This is a genomic window from Bacteroidota bacterium (assembly GCA_041658205.1).
In the GTDB taxonomy this organism is placed as follows: domain Bacteria; phylum Bacteroidota; class Ignavibacteria; order UBA10030; family UBA8401; genus UBA8401.
The window spans coordinates 415,930-434,812 of sequence record JBBAAO010000003.1 but is presented as its reverse complement, the minus strand read 5'-3'; the positions used below and the strand labels follow the sequence as shown (position 1 = coordinate 434,812).

At 40.2% G+C, this 18,883-nt stretch carries 26 protein-coding genes; 12 read left to right on the top strand and 14 right to left on the bottom strand.

Going from position 1 to position 18,883, the window contains the following annotated elements; translation table 11 throughout:
* Positions 1 to 105: 105 nt before the first annotated feature.
* The 11 genes from glpK to WDA22_17020 all read right to left on the bottom strand — a co-directional run bounded on the left by glpK (position 106) and on the right by WDA22_17020 (position 8,588).
* Positions 106 to 1,605, bottom strand: coding sequence for a glycerol kinase GlpK (gene glpK / locus WDA22_17070; GenBank protein ID MFA5835193.1), 1,500 nt, complete (start codon positions 1,603 to 1,605; stop codon positions 106 to 108).
* A gap of 82 nt (positions 1,606 to 1,687) precedes the next feature.
* The gene (locus WDA22_17065; protein MFA5835192.1) at positions 1,688 to 2,284 is read right to left on the bottom strand and encodes a GNAT family N-acetyltransferase; all 597 of its coding nucleotides are present in this window, start codon (positions 2,282 to 2,284) and stop codon (positions 1,688 to 1,690) included.
* 87 nt (positions 2,285 to 2,371) lie between these two features.
* Positions 2,372 to 2,644, bottom strand: a complete 273-nt coding sequence (locus WDA22_17060; GenBank protein MFA5835191.1) for a hypothetical protein — start codon at positions 2,642 to 2,644, stop codon at positions 2,372 to 2,374.
* Positions 2,645 to 2,768: 124 nt separating this feature from the next.
* Positions 2,769 to 3,371: a Crp/Fnr family transcriptional regulator gene (locus WDA22_17055; GenBank protein MFA5835190.1), complete on the bottom strand. Its 603-nt coding sequence runs from the start codon at positions 3,369 to 3,371 to the stop codon at positions 2,769 to 2,771.
* A 155-nt stretch (positions 3,372 to 3,526) separates the two neighbouring features.
* Entirely contained in the window at positions 3,527 to 4,063 is a 537-nt protein-coding gene (locus tag WDA22_17050; protein MFA5835189.1) for an NADPH-dependent FMN reductase, read from the bottom strand.
* A gap of 115 nt (positions 4,064 to 4,178) precedes the next feature.
* Complete coding sequence (locus tag WDA22_17045) at positions 4,179 to 5,312, bottom strand: acyltransferase (GenBank protein MFA5835188.1); 1,134 nt, start codon at positions 5,310 to 5,312, stop codon at positions 4,179 to 4,181.
* Between the two features lie 21 nt (positions 5,313 to 5,333).
* Complete coding sequence (locus tag WDA22_17040; protein ID MFA5835187.1) at positions 5,334 to 5,528, bottom strand: hypothetical protein; 195 nt, start codon at positions 5,526 to 5,528, stop codon at positions 5,334 to 5,336.
* 106 nt (positions 5,529 to 5,634) lie between these two features.
* The gene (locus WDA22_17035) at positions 5,635 to 6,123 is read right to left on the bottom strand and encodes a GNAT family N-acetyltransferase (GenBank protein ID MFA5835186.1); all 489 of its coding nucleotides are present in this window, start codon (positions 6,121 to 6,123) and stop codon (positions 5,635 to 5,637) included.
* 93 nt (positions 6,124 to 6,216) lie between these two features.
* Positions 6,217 to 6,609 carry a nuclear transport factor 2 family protein gene (locus WDA22_17030; GenBank protein MFA5835185.1) on the bottom strand — a complete coding sequence of 131 codons (393 nt, stop codon included), beginning with the start codon at positions 6,607 to 6,609 and terminating at the stop codon, positions 6,217 to 6,219.
* A gap of 102 nt (positions 6,610 to 6,711) precedes the next feature.
* Entirely contained in the window at positions 6,712 to 7,953 is a 1,242-nt protein-coding gene (locus tag WDA22_17025) for a sigma-70 family RNA polymerase sigma factor (GenBank protein ID MFA5835184.1), read from the bottom strand.
* A 272-nt stretch (positions 7,954 to 8,225) separates the two neighbouring features.
* A complete protein-coding gene (locus WDA22_17020) occupies positions 8,226 to 8,588 on the bottom strand; it encodes a YciI family protein (GenBank protein MFA5835183.1) in 363 nt (120 codons plus the stop codon).
* Positions 8,589 to 9,124: 536 nt separating this feature from the next.
* Between WDA22_17020 and WDA22_17015 the strand changes: the two genes are divergently transcribed.
* A complete protein-coding gene (locus tag WDA22_17015; GenBank protein ID MFA5835182.1) occupies positions 9,125 to 10,087 on the top strand; it encodes a polysaccharide deacetylase family protein in 963 nt (320 codons plus the stop codon).
* Positions 10,088 to 10,146: 59 nt separating this feature from the next.
* Here WDA22_17015 and WDA22_17010 read toward each other — a convergent pair whose 3' ends face one another.
* The 3 genes from WDA22_17010 to WDA22_17000 all read right to left on the bottom strand — a co-directional run bounded on the left by WDA22_17010 (position 10,147) and on the right by WDA22_17000 (position 12,598).
* Positions 10,147 to 10,731 carry a TlpA disulfide reductase family protein gene (locus WDA22_17010; GenBank protein ID MFA5835181.1) on the bottom strand — a complete coding sequence of 195 codons (585 nt, stop codon included), beginning with the start codon at positions 10,729 to 10,731 and terminating at the stop codon, positions 10,147 to 10,149.
* Positions 10,732 to 10,820: 89 nt separating this feature from the next.
* Positions 10,821 to 11,603, bottom strand: a complete 783-nt coding sequence (locus WDA22_17005) for an alpha/beta fold hydrolase (protein MFA5835180.1) — start codon at positions 11,601 to 11,603, stop codon at positions 10,821 to 10,823.
* 5 nt (positions 11,604 to 11,608) lie between these two features.
* A complete protein-coding gene (locus tag WDA22_17000; GenBank protein ID MFA5835179.1) occupies positions 11,609 to 12,598 on the bottom strand; it encodes a helix-turn-helix domain-containing protein in 990 nt (329 codons plus the stop codon).
* 397 nt (positions 12,599 to 12,995) lie between these two features.
* On the opposite strand from WDA22_17000, the gene WDA22_16995 reads away from it, so the two are divergent.
* From WDA22_16995 to WDA22_16945, 11 genes are all read left to right on the top strand, one after another.
* Complete coding sequence (locus WDA22_16995) at positions 12,996 to 13,523, top strand: DinB family protein (protein MFA5835178.1); 528 nt, start codon at positions 12,996 to 12,998, stop codon at positions 13,521 to 13,523.
* Positions 13,524 to 13,649: 126 nt separating this feature from the next.
* Positions 13,650 to 14,246 (top strand): dihydrofolate reductase family protein, encoded by a 597-nt coding sequence (locus tag WDA22_16990; GenBank protein ID MFA5835177.1) that lies wholly within the window; start codon positions 13,650 to 13,652, stop codon positions 14,244 to 14,246.
* A gap of 128 nt (positions 14,247 to 14,374) precedes the next feature.
* A complete protein-coding gene (locus WDA22_16985; protein MFA5835176.1) occupies positions 14,375 to 14,800 on the top strand; it encodes a DUF1801 domain-containing protein in 426 nt (141 codons plus the stop codon).
* A 407-nt stretch (positions 14,801 to 15,207) separates the two neighbouring features.
* Positions 15,208 to 15,585 (top strand): VOC family protein, encoded by a 378-nt coding sequence (locus WDA22_16980; GenBank protein MFA5835175.1) that lies wholly within the window; start codon positions 15,208 to 15,210, stop codon positions 15,583 to 15,585.
* A gap of 49 nt (positions 15,586 to 15,634) precedes the next feature.
* The gene (locus WDA22_16975; protein MFA5835174.1) at positions 15,635 to 15,979 is read left to right on the top strand and encodes a hypothetical protein; all 345 of its coding nucleotides are present in this window, start codon (positions 15,635 to 15,637) and stop codon (positions 15,977 to 15,979) included.
* Between the two features lie 35 nt (positions 15,980 to 16,014).
* Complete coding sequence (locus WDA22_16970; GenBank protein ID MFA5835173.1) at positions 16,015 to 16,437, top strand: SRPBCC domain-containing protein; 423 nt, start codon at positions 16,015 to 16,017, stop codon at positions 16,435 to 16,437.
* A 214-nt stretch (positions 16,438 to 16,651) separates the two neighbouring features.
* Positions 16,652 to 16,978: a metalloregulator ArsR/SmtB family transcription factor gene (locus WDA22_16965; protein MFA5835172.1), complete on the top strand. Its 327-nt coding sequence runs from the start codon at positions 16,652 to 16,654 to the stop codon at positions 16,976 to 16,978.
* A 76-nt stretch (positions 16,979 to 17,054) separates the two neighbouring features.
* Positions 17,055 to 17,561: an SRPBCC domain-containing protein gene (locus WDA22_16960; GenBank protein ID MFA5835171.1), complete on the top strand. Its 507-nt coding sequence runs from the start codon at positions 17,055 to 17,057 to the stop codon at positions 17,559 to 17,561.
* Between the two features lie 5 nt (positions 17,562 to 17,566).
* Entirely contained in the window at positions 17,567 to 17,983 is a 417-nt protein-coding gene (locus WDA22_16955) for a DUF1801 domain-containing protein (GenBank protein ID MFA5835170.1), read from the top strand.
* Between the two features lie 16 nt (positions 17,984 to 17,999).
* Positions 18,000 to 18,461 carry a VOC family protein gene (locus WDA22_16950; GenBank protein ID MFA5835169.1) on the top strand — a complete coding sequence of 154 codons (462 nt, stop codon included), beginning with the start codon at positions 18,000 to 18,002 and terminating at the stop codon, positions 18,459 to 18,461.
* A gap of 22 nt (positions 18,462 to 18,483) precedes the next feature.
* Positions 18,484 to 18,879 carry a hypothetical protein gene (locus WDA22_16945; GenBank protein ID MFA5835168.1) on the top strand — a complete coding sequence of 132 codons (396 nt, stop codon included), beginning with the start codon at positions 18,484 to 18,486 and terminating at the stop codon, positions 18,877 to 18,879.
* The last annotated feature ends 4 nt before the right edge of the window (positions 18,880 to 18,883 follow it).

The following is an 18,883-nucleotide window of genomic DNA, read 5'->3' as shown; positions in this document are numbered from 1 at the left end:
GCCCCTCCGCCGATGATACAGAGATCCCACTCTTTCTCGGATTGAATCCGGGAGATCATGTATTGACGATTAAAAGGATTTTTATTCACGGTACTTTTAATAAAGTCAGGATGCCCAGGCAATTGCCGCTTTTACTGCGCGCTGCCATCCTTGTAAAAGAGTCTCTACTTTTTCTTTTTCCATATTTGGAGAAAACTTTTTATTCACCTGCCATTGTTCTTTAATATCATCCATATTTTTCCAGTAACCCACAGCTAGTCCCGCTAAATATGCGGCCCCGAGCGCGGTGGTCTCTGTAATGGTCGGACGGACAACATTCACACCGAGAATATCGGATTGAAACTGCATCAACAAATTATTTGCTGTTGCACCTCCATCCACACGCAATTCGGCGATATTGATTCCCGAATCGGCTTCCATCGCTTTTAGAACATCGTATGTTTGATAGCAGATGCTTTCCAGTGCGGCACGAGCTATATGCGCATCGGAAGAGCCACGAGTCAAACCAAAAACAGATCCGCGAGCATGCTGATTCCAGTGCGGTGCACCCAATCCCGCAAATGCGGGAACAATATATACTCCACCGTTATCCGCAACACTGTTTGCTAACGGTTCAACTTCACTTGAAGTTTTAATAATCTTAAAACTATCACGTAACCATTGCACAACAGCTCCTGCAATAAATACGCTTCCTTCAAGAGCATATTCTGTTTTCCCGTTCACGTTCCACGCAATGGTAGTTAGCAGATTGTTTTTTGATGTGATTGCTTTTGTGCCGGTATTCATCAGCATAAAACAACCGGTGCCGTATGTATTTTTTACCATTCCCGGCTGCGTGCATAATTGACCGAACAGTGCCGCCTGCTGATCTCCAGCAATACCGGCAATCGGTACCGGAGTCTCAGAAATATTTTTCGCCGTCGTGCCGTAAATGTTGCTTGATGCTTCAACCTTTGGAAGAATGTTCTTTGGAATAGAAAGCAGGTTCAACAATTCTTCGTCCCATTGGCATGTATGAATGTTGAATACCATAGTTCGTGATGCATTAGAAACATCCGTCAGATGAAGTGCTCCGCCGCTTAAATTCCAGACTAACCACGAATCAATTGTGCCAAACGCTAACTCTCCTTTTTCTGCTCTTGTCCTTGCGCCTTGGACGTTATCCAAAATCCATTTCAGTTTTGTCCCGGAAAAGTAAGCATCAATGATTAATCCGGTTTTTTGTTGAATGGATACACTATGACCTTTTGATTTCAATTCATCGCAGTACGACGCAGTGCGTCGGTCTTGCCATACAATTGCGTGATAGATCGGTTTGCCGGTGCTCCGTTCCCATACGACGGTTGTTTCCCGTTGATTGGTAATGCCAATGCCGGCAATCTGCTGCATGGTGATATTTTTCTGAGAGAGAGCGAGTTTTATCGTCTCCAACTGCGTTTTCCAAATCTCTTCAGCGTCGTGTTCAACCCATCCCGGCAGCGGAAATATTTGACGAAATTCTTTTTGAGCGGTACTGATGATATTGCCATGATGATCAAAGACAATGCTACGACTGCTTGTTGTTCCTTGGTCTAATGCAAGAATGTATGGTAATGATGAACTCATTATATCTCCTGCTTGTTAATGTATAATTCCACGAAGCTATTTACACTTATTCTATTTTGGATTCAATATGCCAGTCTCACAATTAAGTTTTTTCTTTTGTCAAATCCTTTACCATCCAGATTTTACACGCATAATGACCCGAATTTCCAAGAGCATGGGAAAGATAGGTAAAACCATTACGGATGTACATGCTAACCGCTTTATTCAATTCAGGAAATGATTCAAGATACATTTGTTTGTAGCCAAGTTCCTTTGCGGATTCAATACTTTTCTGCATCAGTACATTTCCCACACCTTTACCGCGATACTCTGCTGCAACATAAAATTTTACGAGTTCAACACATCCTTCCGGTAAACCTGGCGTGGGGAATATTCCGCATCCTCCGACAATAATGCCGTTTTCTTCTGCTATCCAATAAACACTTTCCGGCATTTGAAAGAGCGTGTATAAATCATCTGTTGTTGGATCGGTATACACGGTTCCCGGCATATCGATCTTAAATTCGCGGAATACTTTTCGGATTAATGCAGCTACTTCGGCGTTATCGTTCTTTTTGATAGATCGGAATCGCATGGTTGTAGGAACAAGTCTACCAAATGATTCTTCAAAAGACAAGAGAACGAAAATGGAAATAAAGACTGTAAGAGGAGAATGAGAGAAAAAGAAGTTCGCGAGCATGAAACAAGATAAAAATCATTTTTGCACACTCGCTTACTATAAATTATAGAAAGGAGTGTGCAAAAACTACCAATGTTGAAATCGTACTTAGTCTTTGGTTGATGTAAAAAAGAACTCTCTCGATACTATACCTGCCCGTTGAATCGCTGCTTTGAATCGTTCATCTTTAAACCAGCCCATTGCTTTCTCCATATTCTGAACATTCAAATGGATAAGAACGGTGTTTGGGTCGGTTTCATCACGATAAACAGGGCCGTCCGTCATACCATAATCCAACCGGGCTTCCCGGCACTCGTCATGGGCTGTTCTCCACTGGGAGAAATTTTTCGGTACCACACGGATCAAGATTGATTGTTGCATACAACACTCCTTTCTAAAATCGGATAATTTTGTCGTGAATTCACAGTAAAGATACATTTCGAAACGAATTTTGTACTTAACCCAGGTTAAGAAATACGATGGGGTCAATAAAGAGAGGTATGGTCTATGTTTTTGTCGCGAGCCGTTTTCTCATCCGGCTGAGAGATTGCGGTTCAATGTTCAAATATGCAGCGATGTATTGTAGCGGTATTCGTTGAAATATGTCCGGTTGTTTTTTGAGAAGCTGCAGATATCGTTCTTCAGCTGAGAGAGTCCGTAATTCTTCAATCCTTTTTAATGAGGCGCTGGCAGAGCGAGCCATTTTAAATGTATACCACTGTTTAAGTTTTGAGTTTCTCGATTCTATTTTTAAAAAATCTTCCTTTGAGATGATTAACAATTCGCAATCTTCCAACGCCTGTACGTAATTCGTGCCCGGATTTCCCGTATAAAAACTTTCAAAATCTCCGACCCACCAATCCTCAAATGAGAAGAATAGGATCCGTTCGTGTCCCTGCACATCAACAACAAAGTTTCGCATACAGCCTCTGTTGAGATAAGCACGGACACGGCATGTTTCGCCTGCTCTAAAGTAGAATTCTTTTTTACGGATTTGCTTGATATGGAAACAGGACAACAAGTCGTTATACTCATCATTTGTAAAAGCAAACGATTCCGTAAAAAGTTTGGTGAACCCAGGATAAATAGTTGTCTCGCTGCCGATCATTCGTACCCGATATAGTTATCGCATTCTCCCCAAAAATAATTCCCGTTCACTCTTGGCGAAAAAGTATAAAAGAAATCTTTCGTTGTCAAGAATATCTCTTAAAAAGTATACAGAAACATTGCCGCACAGACTGGTTTTTATCCGAAGGACAGTGATTAGATCATTAATTTCTGAAAAGAAGTGATGAGTCTATTTACTTTTGCTTCTATTGTACCGTCAGCGATGGTTCCATCCTGCGCAACAACTGTTTTTACAAAAGGAATAATCAATTGAGTGTCGTTGGTAATGTTTGAACCGATAATATTCAGTGTCTCCATTAACGCCGCATGTCCTTTATATCCCTGTGATGATGCCGTGATCAATGCTGTCGGTTTACGGTAAAAATCTGCTGATGAAACCGTCCAATCAAGCGCATTTTTTAGAGTACCGGGTACACCCATTGCGTATTCCGGCGTGCAGATTAAAATGCCATCCGATGCTTTTAATTGCTTGCGAAAATCGATAACATTCTCCGGTGGAGTATCATTGTCCAAATCAGGATTAAAATGAGGAAGCTCTGAAATGTGCCGATAGACAATCAGGTGAAATTTTCCTGCTGCCAGTTCTTCAATACGTCGTATCAAGTTTAAGTGTGTAGAATGTGTTCGTGTACTGCCGGGAATGGCGATCACTGTTTTGGTTGTTTCGGACATTAGGTGTACTTTCAAATAAAATATTTTACCAAATGATTGTGCGAAAGACAAGTGAGCGGAAGAGAAAAGAGCAGAAAAATGTAATGATGATCATACAGATGAATGAATTTGTATTCTAAGATAATCCTCTTCCGCCGGTCAATATGCCGTATATTCGTGGCATTGCTTTTCGTACCAAGGCACCGAAGGTGATGGAAACGATAATGATAACCGTGGGAAGAATCACAAATGTTAGAATTCGATACAAAGGAAAATAATGAAACGTCCGAGCACTCCATTCAACAGCAAAAACGATTGCTGGCGCATGCAATGCATAAATAATAAATGAAAAGGCGCTTAACCATACAAACCATCTCCTCTTCATACACCAGTTGACTACTCTATCACTTCCGTACCAAGCGCTTATCAGTCCGCTGACAATGATCAGCTTATGCAGTATTATCAGCAAGGGATATACAGCATTCCCCATCATCGATGTGTCTGTAAAGGCAAGCCATGTCTTCACCAGACTGAGCGTGATAAAAACGAAACCCCACAATATGGGATTCAAATACCGAGGCGGAATATCGATATTGAAATTGTTCTTCTGAAGCCAAATTCCCAGTGAGAAAAACAATATTCCTTCTCCTTCAAAGAAATACAATCCCATCGTACTGAGCCACATCAATAACACCGTCGGAAAAAAGAATGCCCTGCCTGTTGCATGAGTAACGCACCACCGTAATGCCGGGTAGGCAAGATTATAGACAAATAATACGCGAATGAACCATAATTGGAACGATAGCGGAAATAAGATCCATTGTCCGAGAAGTTCATACCAACGGTGGTCATGAAGGAATAATCGCTCCGCATCGATTCGTGTTAAGTTTGTTGAAGCAACAATGTCGCGGCTGAAAGGGAAGAGTTCTAAGAAGTATGTCAGCAACAATCCAACGGCACTCCAGAGGAGATACGGGAGCATCAACGTGCGGAAACGTTTTTGTATCCGCTGCTTGTATGGCTGATGATCATGCAAGGCATATAAAAATCCGGAGATGACAAACAGCATCGGAATGCGGAAACGAAATATCCCGTTCGCTAAAAAATATTCCGTGAATGTTGTGAAGGTTAACGGCTCTCCCGGAATTGTCCAGGGTTGTAGAAAACGAATGTGAAGATTATATCCGTGTACAAACACCAAAAGCGCCATGGAGATGAACGACCAGAACCTAAATTTCTGGCTGCTCATCTCCGTTAAGGGTGTCGGCATAATTGCTGGGATGACGATAGGTTACTTCTTCTTTCCCGGGTTCTTTGCACTGTAGGTTTTCCATAATCCTGTTTTGACGGAATTATGAACCGCACTCCCCTCGCGTAATTTTTCGTTCATGTGACCGTGTTTCCACCAATCAGATTGTCTTCCTGGGGTGATACCACCGATGGGGAAAGAACCGCTTTTATGAGCTTGTTCGTTATGTGTTTTCATAACGTCTCCGGATGGTTAGTGATGTTGCAGCCATAAAAAAGTACTGACATTTCATTTGGTAGTCAAGGGAGAGAAGGGCACACAAAAACAAGGTTAGAAGAAATATTTATAATTCTAAATTCTTCAACATCCAAACATTACATGCAAAATGTCCGGAGTTTCCTAAAGCCTGAGGGAGGTAGGTAAATCCGGAGCGGATATACATACTGACAGCTTTTGAAAGCTCCGGAAACGATTCAAGATAAATCTGTTTATAACCGAACTCTCTTGCAGACGCAATGCTCTGCTGCATCAGCAAATTGCCGATTCCCTTTCCTCTGCTGGAAACAGAGACGTAGAATTTCACTAGTTCAGCGTATCCTTCAGGGAGTCCTGATGTTGGAAAAATTCCACAGCCGCCGAGTATTATTCCGTTCTCTTCTGCAATCCAATATACACTTCCAGCCCGACGAAAGAGCGAATAAAGATCATCTGTTGTCGGATCGGTATATACCGTACCGGGTTTATCAATCTTGAATTCGCGGAACACTGTACGAATGAGTTCAGCAATTTCGCGGTTATCGTTTTGTGTAATAGTTCGCAGTACGATGCTCATGGCCGGTTATTCTACCAAATGGTTGTGCAAAAGAGAGGAGAGGACGAAGTCTGATGAAAACATCTTCCGTTTGCTATTTCGGAAAGAAAAAAACTACTGAACCACCGGTGTAATCTGCGCCTGCACACACTTCCACTCGCCGTTCTCTTTAAGGTATGTGTCTGTGTAAATCGTGTGTCCGGTGGTATCAACTCCATTGATCTTCTTTACATGTGTTGTCTTCGATCTGACCAGCGCAATGTTTCCGAAGAGACGGATATGTTCCTCCCCGGCGATGAATGAGGAAAGTATTGCCGGATTATATCCATGCCGCCATTCATCAATGTACCGTTTCCTGTCAACGATCTCACCCGAATTCTCAATGCAGACAAAATCCTTATGGATAATTTTATCATGCGCATCGGCGTCGTTGGTAATAAAATTTCTAATGAACTGTTTGTTCAATGCGCTTAACATTGTTCTATCATTTTGTTCTTCAGCATTCACGGCGGCATTCCTTTCGTGGTGATTTTTCAGTGAAGGACAAAATACTCAATAGCGCCTTGTGTGTCAATGAACGGAAATATTTTAACGAACAAAACAGCTTTACTATTGTAACGAAGATCGTAGCTCATCAATCTTGCGTTGAATGAGTTTCTTGTCGTTCTCTGTTTTTGTCATCGATAGCGCTGAGGTAAAATGCTTCAGCGCTTTTCCACTGTCGATATCTCCGTACAACTCTCCAAGAAGCGTATAGTAGAAATGATTGTCGGTCAACTTCAGCTTTTCCGCTTCAACGATTGCTTTTTGTTTTCCATAGACTTTGGAAAGTGCAAACGTTCTATTGAGAGCAGCAATGGGGGAATATTCTATCTGCAACAAATGATTGTACAACTGCAATACCGTTTCCCATTTTTCCACACTGTCCGATTGTTGTGTGCCCCAGTATGCGATGGCGGCTTGCAGATGATACGATGAAAGTCTGCTTCCGGTCGATGCGTTGTGTAAAAAATACGCTCCTTTGCTGATCAACTCTGCATTCCACAGATTTACATCCTGATCGTAATACAAAATAATCTCACCGTTCTGATCAATCCGCGCATCGAACCGTGACGCGTGAAAACACATTAGCGCAAGAAGCGCGTTCACAGGCGGAGTATTCGTTTGTTTGTGTTCAACAAGCATTGTGCAGAGACGCATTGCTTCAAGGCAGAGATCGTTCCGCAGTGTTGTATTGGAACTTGATGAATAATATCCTTCGTTGAAAAGCAGATAGATCGTCTTCAACACATTCTCTAACCGATTGTCAATCTCTGAGGGATCAGGAAATTCTATTACAATCTTTCCTTCCCGAAGCTTTTCTTTTGCTCGGGAGAGCCGTTTATTGATCGTCTCTTTGTTGGTAAGGAAAGCATCGGCGATCTCGTCAATCCCGAATCCGCACAGAATACGGAGCGATAATCCTATTTGCGCTTCAGGGGAAAGGGAAGGATGGGAGAGAGCAAACATCATTTGCAGCTGGCTGTCGTTGATGTTGTCCGGAGAAAGATCGATCTCTATTTCATGAACGCCAGACGATTCACTAAGCAGTTCGGGTGCAATTATTTCTCTAAAGTGCGATACGCGGTGAAGATGATTCTTTGCTTTGTTCTTTGCTACCGTGTAAAGCCATGCACTTGGGTTTGCCGGAACACCTTCATAGCTCCACGTCTGCGCAGCTGTTAAAAAAGTATCGCTTGTAATATCTTCCGCCGTTTCAATATGCTCAAATCCAAAACGACGGCAAAGAACGGAAACAATTTTTCTGTATTCTGTCCGAAAGAGATGCGGAATGAGTTCGTCGTGAGACATATAAGATGATTCATGGTTCAAGATTCAAGTTTCATAGTACATCTATTCCAGAGTGCGTGAATTATGAACCATGAATCCTTAACCATACTTTATTGTAACTACTCAGCGTTTATGATTTTTTGCCACTAAAACACGAAAACATAAAACTTCACCAACCTTTTTGGGGTATTGGTTTAAATTCTTATTGCACGCTTTCGTGTTTTTGTGATTTGGTGGCATGTTTTTGAATTTTTATGTAATTCTGCTGAGTAGTTACACTTTATTTTTCTATGTTAATGAATCCCATCCCCCTTGGCAATTTTTCTTACCTCAATACTGTTTCCTTCTCCCTGGAGCACAGGGGAACCCTTAGCGAACTCTACCGCTTCGTCAACGGAAGATGCTTTCACGACAATGTATCCGCCAAGCGTTTCTTTAATCTCGCCAAATGGTCCGTTCGTGACGACTGGTTTGGAATTTTTTGTCCGCACAACACGTGCATCGGCAAATGGGAGACCGTTGCCGGCAACAAATTTATTCTGCGCCGCAATCCCGCCGATCCAGTCCATCGTCTGTTTCATCCAGATCTGTATCTGCTCAGGCGAGGCGACTTTGTTCCCATCCTCATGCCTGAAGATTAACATATATTCGTCCATTGCTATTTCCTTTCAATTATTGTTAAAGAATGCTCCTCTGCCGAAAGCAGAATTGATTTACATTCTTATAACAAATGAGATCGAGTGAATGGGACAAGGTAAGGAAAAAAATTTAATTTTGAGGAGGAGATTAACAGTGGAGGTTATTGTCCCAAAGGGATCACTTCGTGACGAGCCGTTCTTTTCAAACTCTGTTTGGGAGCGAACGGCAAGCAGAGCTTGTAAAACAAGCGTTCCCAATCAAGAGATTGGGAACGAGAGGAGAACAAAACATTTCTTAAAAGTTATATCCTTGAAATCTTAGAGATTTCGAGGATATGATAAAATTTAGCGTAAGAAAGCTTAAATCGACTATCTCTTTATAGAGATATAGTCCTTCTTGAAGATGGACTACATCTAAACGCTTGGGAAATATACTTAGAAGCAGTAACAAAAACTCAGAGATGCCTTTTTGTTTTTCAGCCAAATGTTATGAAGATTAAAAAGAATGTCGGTATTATCGATGAGTTAATGTTATAAATAATAAAAGGGGAAAAATGTTACGACGATACTCAGTAATTGTATTTTTAATCATTGCAATAGCACAAATTAATGTATCACAATTACATTCCAATCATAAAACAATTGCAATTACGATGGACGATCTTCCGCTGAATATTGCCTCACAAGTCTCAAACAGTGAAATGAGATCCATCGTTGAACGGCTTCTTGAGAAAATAAAACGGGAAAAAACACCCGTTACAGCATTTGTGAATGAACATAAGCTGGAAGTAACTGGTGTGCGTGATCCTGAGCGAATGGCAATATTAAAATTATGGTTCGATGCGGGAGTTGATCTCGGCAATCATACATATGCGCACAAAAGTCAGAATCAAATTCCGGTCAACGAAGCGAAAGAAGATATTCTTCGCGGTGAACGCTCAATCAAAGAACTGCATGCGACGGAGAATAAGAGACCGAAATATTTTCGTCACCCATATTTGCATACCGGAAGAGACAGCAGTACGCGTAATTTAATCAATACCTTTTTAGATTCGCTTGGTTATACAATTGCGCCGGTAACGGTGGATAATGCGGAGTGGATATTTTCTGCAGCGTACGACAAAGCATTGGCAAAGAACGATTCAGCGTTGATGGAATCAGTTGGCGAGCAATATATTACCTACATGAGAAAAGAGCTTAAATATTTTGAGTGGATGTCCGATACATTATTTCACAGGCCAATCAGACAGGTTTTGTTAATCCACTCTAATCGTTTGAACTCATTTTATTATTCCGCGCTCTGTGCGATGATTCGCTCCGAAGGGTATTCATTTATCAGCGTTGAAGTTGCGTTGAAGGATGAAGCATATCGGTCACCCGACACATTTTACGGCGGCGGTGGCATTTCATGGCTTGAACGCTGGGCTCTTACACGAGGATATGAAAAAGGATTCTTTTCCGGGGATCCAAAAGCACCGCAAAACATTATGGAGCTTGCTGGAGTGGAGTATGAATAAAGAGAAAGGTTGATAGTCGATTTCCCACACAATTTTTGTTTCAAAGAACAAACGAAAAGTCATTTCTTTATATTCATCGATGATCGGAAATACTCCTCAGCCTTTTTCGGATCAAAAAGATCTTCCGGTGTATTTTTTACTTGCGGCACTTTTCCTTCAATGAGATCTTCAATGATGCTTTCATTTAGTTTTGATGGATGAATCCGTCCGGCAATCGTTCCGTTTGAATTGATCATCACAATATTCGGGATCGCCCAGGCATTATAACGTTGAAACATGTCAAAATCCTCATCCAATCCAATTTCACTCTTCATTGGATGTTTACGCAGAAATTTTTCCACAAGCGATTTTGGTTCATAGGTGATGGAAATAAATTTCACATTTCTTCCTCGAAATGCTGCCATGAGCGAATCCATATGCGGGATAGATGCTATACATGGAGCACACCAGGTTGCCCAGAAATCAAGGAGATAGACAGTTTCGTTCAAATCGTTCTCGTTTATGGTTTTGAATTTATCGTTTGAAAATGAAACGAACGAGATTTCCGGTGGAAGCTGCCCAACACGAAGATGATGTTGTTGTGCCATAAGAGACGGAGCTGATAAAAACATTGTGCAAATTGAATAACAAAGCAATTTCAGCATATTATACCTCCGAAGGTTAGCGTATCTATTATTGGACTCGGAGAGTATTGTAATGGTTGGTGATGATACGAGGCGTCGTGCAAGAATCATTACTTTTGTTGCATGGGTATTTCTTGAAAAAATTTTCCATTCCTCAGAAATTCAATCGTTTGTCGAATGACAAGTTTATCTTTTGGTAATGAAGAGTGAGAAACCTTTACTAAAATGAAGTCAGACATTCCTTCGATCTTTGTCGATTCGACGGGAACGATTCCGTCATCTTCTCCCGGAATAAAATCATCATTATTAATTACCGAGGAAATGCCTGCAATAATTCCGACAGGATAATAGGGTGGCCGAAGTGTCCGCGGAAAACTTTTATCGTCAGTACCTAATAAAACCGCCGTCGGTCCTACCATTTTTAACCACCACGCATCGCGGAAACGATCGACAAACGGTGTTCCTTTGCTTGGACTGCCAATGAGTACTACTTTTCCCAGATTCGGTAATTTTACGCTGTCCAGATATGCTCGAATAAGCAATCCGCCAAGCGAATGGCCGACAAAATGAACAGTATTATTTGTATCAGCGATAAACACTTTCACCTGTTTCGAAATATCTTTCAGAATCTCATCCGGAGATTTCCCTATTGATGAATAATCAACAAGAGCAACAGAGAATCCATCGTTCTTCAATTGCTCCTGCATCGGTACCATAATGCTTTTCCCCCGCCCTAAACCATGAAGCAACACCACAATATCATTTTTGGATGCTATTTTCTGCTGCGCATGAAGAAAAAAACTGTTGTGGAGAATGAAAAAAATTACAAGAACAAACGACACCAATTTGATTTGACGAATTTTTATAGAGAGATGAAGAACGGCAATATTCATGGGCGTTACAAAAGCTGGTATGCAATTTGATGATTATATTTGTTTCTGTATTGAACAGGCGATAAACCGGTAATTTTTTTAAACGTGGTGCGAAACGCTTTCGTGTCGGAATATCCAACTTTATACATCACTTCATTTACATTTTCGCGGGACGATTCCAAGCTCATTTTCGCGACTTCAATTTTTACGCGTTGAATATATTCCACCACAGTATTGGAAGTGGCCTTTTTAAATCTCCGCTCAAGGTTTCTTCTACCGATAGCAAACAGTGACGCCAATTGGTCAACGGTTATTTTCTCGTTAAAGTGTTGTTCAATATATTCTTGTGCTTTTTTTATTTGTTCATCCTCATGATCTTTTTGTCCTTTGAACATAATAAACGAGGACTGACTGTTACGATCAATCTCTAATTCGTAATATTTTGCAATACGGACAGCCATAGTGCGATCAGTGTATTTTTCTACGAGATATAACAGCAAATTCCAGAATGAATTTGCTCCTCCGCTGGAGTACACTCCTTGCTCATCCGTAATGATTTTATCGGAGACGAGATGTATATCCGGAAACATTTTTTTAAAATCATGCTCCGCAACCCAATGGGTAGAACATTTTTTCCCTTTAAGCAAACCTGTCGATGCGAGCAAAAAAGCACCCACACAGAGGCTTGCAACATCAGCTCCTTCTTGATATTGTTGATGAATCCACGGAAAAAATTTCTTATTGATGGAGATGACATTTTCCATTTCTCCATTTACCGGAGGAATGATGATAAGGTCAGTTTTTTCAACATTGGAAAAAGCAAGTTCGGGTTTTATAGTGAACAGTTTGTCGTAAATCCGTGGTTCAGTGTTTAATCCAACCAATAACACTTTGAATAACGGCGGTTTCCCGCTCTCTTCCAAAAACATGTTGGCAAGATTGAATATTTTGAATGCACCTTCAATACAACCTACTACTGCGGCGCCATCGGGGACGAGAATTGAAATAATTTTCATGGCACAATAATAATTAAACTAGTTGTCGCAATCAACCCTGTAGAATGCCGTATTTACACCCTTTAAAATCACAATCCCGACAGTATATTTATCAACATGTCAAAGCGAAATATCCTGAATTGTGTGTATTGTACATCTATTGGTGCTAATGGTCCCTAAGTGGATGAGAAAAATGATTTCAACGGTAATAAGTCTATTCGTTTCCCTTTGTGTTAATGGTTGGATAAAAACCTATGTGCTCATTTCAAAACTCTTTAAATGAAAATCTATTCTTTGCCGGTGAGATTAATTCGATAAATCTTATATTCAATGAAAATTTTACCACCCCTTTGCGCTAAAAACAGATCTCCATATTAAAACGTTACTACAAACATACAATAAATAAATAACCCAGTTTGTGAAAAATTATATCGAAAAATTTAACAGTACCATAGAAGTTTGGATTACTGAATTAGAGTACTATGATTTCGATGTATTGCTTGTTAAACAGGATTGTCAAAGCTGGTCTCTTAGCCAAGTATTCATACATCTTTGCAATGAGACAGAATATTATATTGAACAGATCGAAATTTGTTTGAGTCATGATGAAAACTCTTCCGAAGAAATGAACGAGACGGGGAAAATGATGTTTGCAAAAAATGAATTCCCGGATGAAAAAATTAAAGGCGATCCAGTTGTTTCTGAAAATCTACCACAGCCCAAGAGCAAATTGCAGCTTCAAGAAAAAATACGCGCAGTAAAACTACAAATGAATAGTATTTGGAAGAAAACTAATAGCAGTAAACATATCGGTAAAACGAAACACCCGGGTCATGGGTATTTTAACGCTCAAGACTGGCTTCGGTATTCCGAAATGCATTTACGGCATCACCTACGTCAAAAAAGAAGCATAGACGATTTTTTAAAAACTAAACCAGAGCATTAATTATTGACAATTAAAATTAAAGACATGAATAAGACGAACACAAAAGCACCCTTGGGCAAGCACTACCTCAAAAGCGGCTTCGGCTTAAATGAATATTTTCACCAATACTGAAAGGGTAAATCGACCATGAGAAAAATAATCGTCTTATCAATGATCACATTAGATGGAGTAATGCAAGCACCTGGCGGACCTGAGGAAGATGAATCAGACGCTTTTAAATATGGTGGTTGGAGTGCGCCATATGGAGACGACGTTGGAGGTACGGTGGTGCAAAAAGAATTGAATCAACTTGCAGATTATCTTTTGGGGAGAAAAACGTTTGAGATTTGGGCATCCTTCTGGCCTCACCATGAAGATATTTGGCCCGGCATCAATAATGGCACAAAATACGTTATATCCAAGTCCATGAAAAAGTCAGAGTGGAAAAACACCGTATTTATCAAAAGTTTGGAAGATATCAAAAAGCTCAAAAATTCAAAAGGTGCTGACATTCAAGTTTGGGGGAGCAGCAAACTCGTTCAGCTGTTACTGAAGAATGACTTAGTAGACGAACTTCGGCTCAAAATTTATCCCTTGATTCTTGGTACAGGAAAAAAATTGTTTGACAGCGGCACGGCTCCGGCAGCATTTACAGTAACGGAGAGTATTGTTACACCAAGTGGAGTGATTATTGCCAACTACAAGCGAGCCGGAGAAGTCAAGACTGGCACAGTTGGAGAATAAGAAAAATTAAAAGTTGAGACAATGCTGCTGTTCTTGAATAATGAAACTGAGAGAAAAATAAACGATGTCGATTTCCGGTTTTGTCGAACGACTATGGAGTGTAAACAATAAATTCATTTAAATTTTAAATGAACACACGAGAACAAATCAAAAAATATATTACAAGCCAACCTGAACCAAAACGCAGCGACATGCAAGCGTTGCACCGCATCATTCTGCAAGTAATGCCAGCATGTAAATTATGGTTCTTGGATGGTAAAAATAGTGAAAATAAAACTGTTTCTAATCCTAATATAGGATATGGACTTCGCACCATAAAATATGCTGATGGAAAAACCAGAGAGTTTTATCAAATCGGTATGAGTGCAAACACAACCGGAATTTCTGTTTATATCCTTGGTATTAACGATAAGAAATACTTAACCAAGACATATGGAAAAAAACTCGGCAAGGCAAGCGTGAGTGGATATTGCATTAAGTTCAAAACTCTGAAAGATATAAACATTGAAATACTTGAAGCGGCAATACGATATGGATTTGAGACATCGCATTAACCTAACACCACCAAGTCAAAAAGAACAATAAATCATTGCTTCAGACAAACGTTCTTGCTGAATGTTGTGTTTCTAATGTCGCCACTTCACCAAGCCCAGAACCGTTTGCCGGGGGGGCGATCCCGGCAGCATTCAATTTAGTAGAGAATACAATGCACCAGGCGGGGTGATAGTTGCTTGTTACGGGCGAGCCGGAGAAGTTAAGACTGGTACTATTGGAGAATAAGAAGAAATAAAATGAGAAAATATTTGCCTGCCGACAAATAATTATTTTGTCAAGGTGGATGAAATCTGAACCATCAACTCAACAAAGGATGCAGCAAAACTCTATATGCAGCGTTCTCCTTTGCGTTTGGAAATGTTAAAATTTTGCAGCAGCATATATAAAAATAATTGAGGAATTAACTATGAACGGACACTTCTATTTTGAAATACAAGCGGACAACACGCACCGCGCAATAAAATTTTACAAGAATGTCTTCGGATGGAAATTCAGCGAGGCACCCGGCCTTCCTGTGGAATATTGGCGTATTGAAACCGGCGGCTCTCGCGGTGGATTGCTTAAACGTCCCGCACTTCCCCCGCCGATGGAATGCGGAACGAATGCGTTTGTCTGTTCCTTAGAAGTTGAAAACTTTGATGCAATGACACAAAAAATAATGAAACTTGGTGGAACGATTGCTCTTCCAAAATTCGCTGTTCCCGGTCAATGCTGGCAGGGATATTTTCTCGATACTGAAGGAAATACATTCGGAATTTTTGAGGTTGATGAAAAAGCAAAGTAACTATTTAAAAAACTTGAAAGAATATTGTATTACCGCGGAATAAAATAACATGCTGAACCAAAGCGTCATATTCTTCAAACAAATCAGCGAAGCATTCACCATAGGGGAGACAGAATTCATGTCCGCACATTCCATTGATGATATTCAATGGAACATCATCGGAAGGGAACTAATTCATGGCAAAAATGAATTAGTGAAAACCATAAAGAAGTTGAAATTTAATAAAGCAGCTGATCTGGAATATTTCTATTTTATTACCCATGGAAATAAAGCATCGATTAATGGTACAATGAGCATTGGCGCTAAAAAGTATTCCTTCTGTCACGTCTATGAATTGAACAAATTCAAGAACGGAAAAATTAAAACTATTACATCGTATATTATACAAACATAATCAGCCCTGTTAAAATTCATTGTAAAAGGAGAACAATGGCGAAAAATATTTCAACAATCCTGATCAATGCTTCGCTTCAAAAAGTGTGGGACACGGTTACAAAACCGGAACTTGTTAAACTGTGGCAATACGGAAGTGATGTATTGACGACATGGGAAATTGGCAGCGATATTAAATTTAGAACCGCATGGGAAGACAAAGTATTTGAGCAATGGGGAAAAGTGTTAGCAGTGAAGCCACGCGAATTAGTAAAGTATAGTTTATTTGCGCCAAGGCCCGGGCTTGAAGACAGGCCTGAAAATTATTTTGTCATGAATTATGTTTTGACAGCTCAAAACGGTCAAACGAAGCTTGAAATAATTCAGGAAGATAATAGACCAAATGCAGTACAGGAAGAACCGCAGGGTGAAGAAAATCCGATTTTACAATCTCTTAAAAACATTGCAGAAACTCACTGATATCCGATAGATATTTCAGCAATTCGAATGCATCTGTAAGCTATATCCATTATTCTTGTTTTGTTCAATCTATCCGTGCGATAACACCGGACAGTATTTGTTAGATTAATCCCTTTCAAAAAGAAAAGGCAAAAAATATTTACAGCACCTCTTGACTTTCATCTGCCCAGATATTAATATGTAACCAATCGGTTACATATAAGACGAAAGAATCATGAGACGAGATGTTTTTCAGGCAATAGCAGATCCAAACAGAAGAGCGATCATCAGTTTATTGGCAGAGCAGCAAAAAATGAACGTTAACGGTCTGGCAGAGAAATTCAAGATCAGCCGCCCAGCGATTTCAAAGCATATAAAAATTCTTTCTGAATGCGGATTGGTAGTAACCACCCAAGAAGGGCGTGACAAGTACTGCGAAATGAAATTTGAAAAATTGAACGAAGTATCGACATGGGTTGAGCAGTACAGAAAGTTCTGGGAAGAGAAATTGGATGCGCTGGATAATTATTTAACAACACTTCAGGCAAAAAAGAAAAAATGACTTTATTTTTTTTCTCAGAAAAGAAGGGTAAAACCCCTTAAAATAAATTTACTCATCCACACAAGGAGAACTTGAAATGGCTGGAGATACAAAACAAAATTCACCAAAAGAAGATGTTTTTGTTAAGCGTATCATTGATGCGCCCGTTGAACTTGTTTGGAAATCATGGACCGTACCTGAAATGGTGATGAAATGGTGGGGACCAAAATACTATACCTCTCCTTCTTGTAAAATCGATCTCCGCGAAGGAGGTCAGTACATTTTTTGCATGCGCGCGCCAAAAAATCAAGGGGGCCAAGATTCGTATGTCTCTGGGATCTACCAAAAAATTGTCCCGATGGAACGGTTAGAGTTTACGCAAGGACTTTCTGATAAGGATGGAAACAGAATTGATCCACTGTCTGTCGGCATGCCGCCTGATTTTCCCAAAGAATTCCTTACAACAATTATATTCAAAAAAATAAAGCACGATATGACGGAACTGACCGTTATCGAACATGGCTGGACTCCCGGTCACATGTACGTATACTCACTTGCCGGAATGCATCAATGTATTGACAAACTTGCCGAGACTCTGGATTAAGGAATATGAATACAAAAACATCTGTATTCTCAGACAAAGAGCAAGTGTCTGCTCATATTAAAAAGCTCGATCCCGCTGTAAAAAAAATAGTTCAGAGTTTGCGAAAAATTATTTTAAGTACGGATAAAGAAATCGGAGAGCATATCAAATGGAACAATCCTGCTTTTTATTATACCGGAGAGATGAAACCGTTCAAACCCGAAGAGCATAAGCGGGAAATTATCGTGTTCAATTTATTTAAAGGAAGAATTATGCTGGTCTTCCCGAGCGGCGCAAAAGTAAAAGATACATCGGGATTGCTCCAAGGAGAGTATAAGGATGGAAGAAGGATTACAATCTTTAAAGATTTGAACGATGTGGCATTAAAAAAGAAAATATTGCAAAGCGTACTAAAGAAATGGCTCACTCTGGTTGAAAAATAATTATCCGGGAGAAAAAATGAAAACAACAAAAAAGAGTTCCATTCAAAAAATCAGACCCTTCTTGTGGTTCGATAATCAAGCGGAAGAGGCGGCAAAATTCTATACGGGAGTTTTTAAGAATTCAAGAATACTCAATGCAAATCCAATGACAGTAACATTTGTATTGGATGGTCTGGAGTTTATGGCGTTGAATGGCGGACCTCACCATAAGTTTACTGAAGCAATTTCATTCTTTGTCCATTGCACAACACAAAAAGAAATCGATGGACTGTGGAAGAAACTTATTGCCGACGGTGGACAAGAATCTCAATGTGGGCGGCTGTTTGATAAATATGGTGTCTCGTGGCAAATCATTCCTCATGATCTTGGAAAATTATTGGGGGATAAAGACCGTGTTAAAGCAAACAGAGTGATGCAGGCAATGCTTCAAATGAAAAAGATCGACATTGCCGGCTTAAAGAAAGCACACAAAAAGTAATAAATTACGAAAGGGATAAATGATGAAACGTCTGATTCTAGCAATTATTGCCGCGGTATTGATCAATGGAATTTTGGCAACCGCCATTGACGAAGTTTTTCATGCAACCGGTGTTTATCCACCGCACGGTCAGGTGTATTTTGATACCGATTTATTTTTGTTGGCGCTCGGTTATCGTGTTATCATAACAATCTTTGCTGCATACATTACTGCCATGATTGCAAAAGAGAAAGCAAAAACCGCGCTGTGGTTTACGGGAATACTGGGAGCGGTTCTTTGGCTTGCAGGCACAATTGCTATGTATGGTATGGGACCAACATGGTACGGAATTGTCGGTGCGGCAACATCTCTTCCGCTGGCCCTGTTTGGCGGTGAATTGTATAAACGCCGGACACAAAAATTATCAACTTCACTCTAATAAG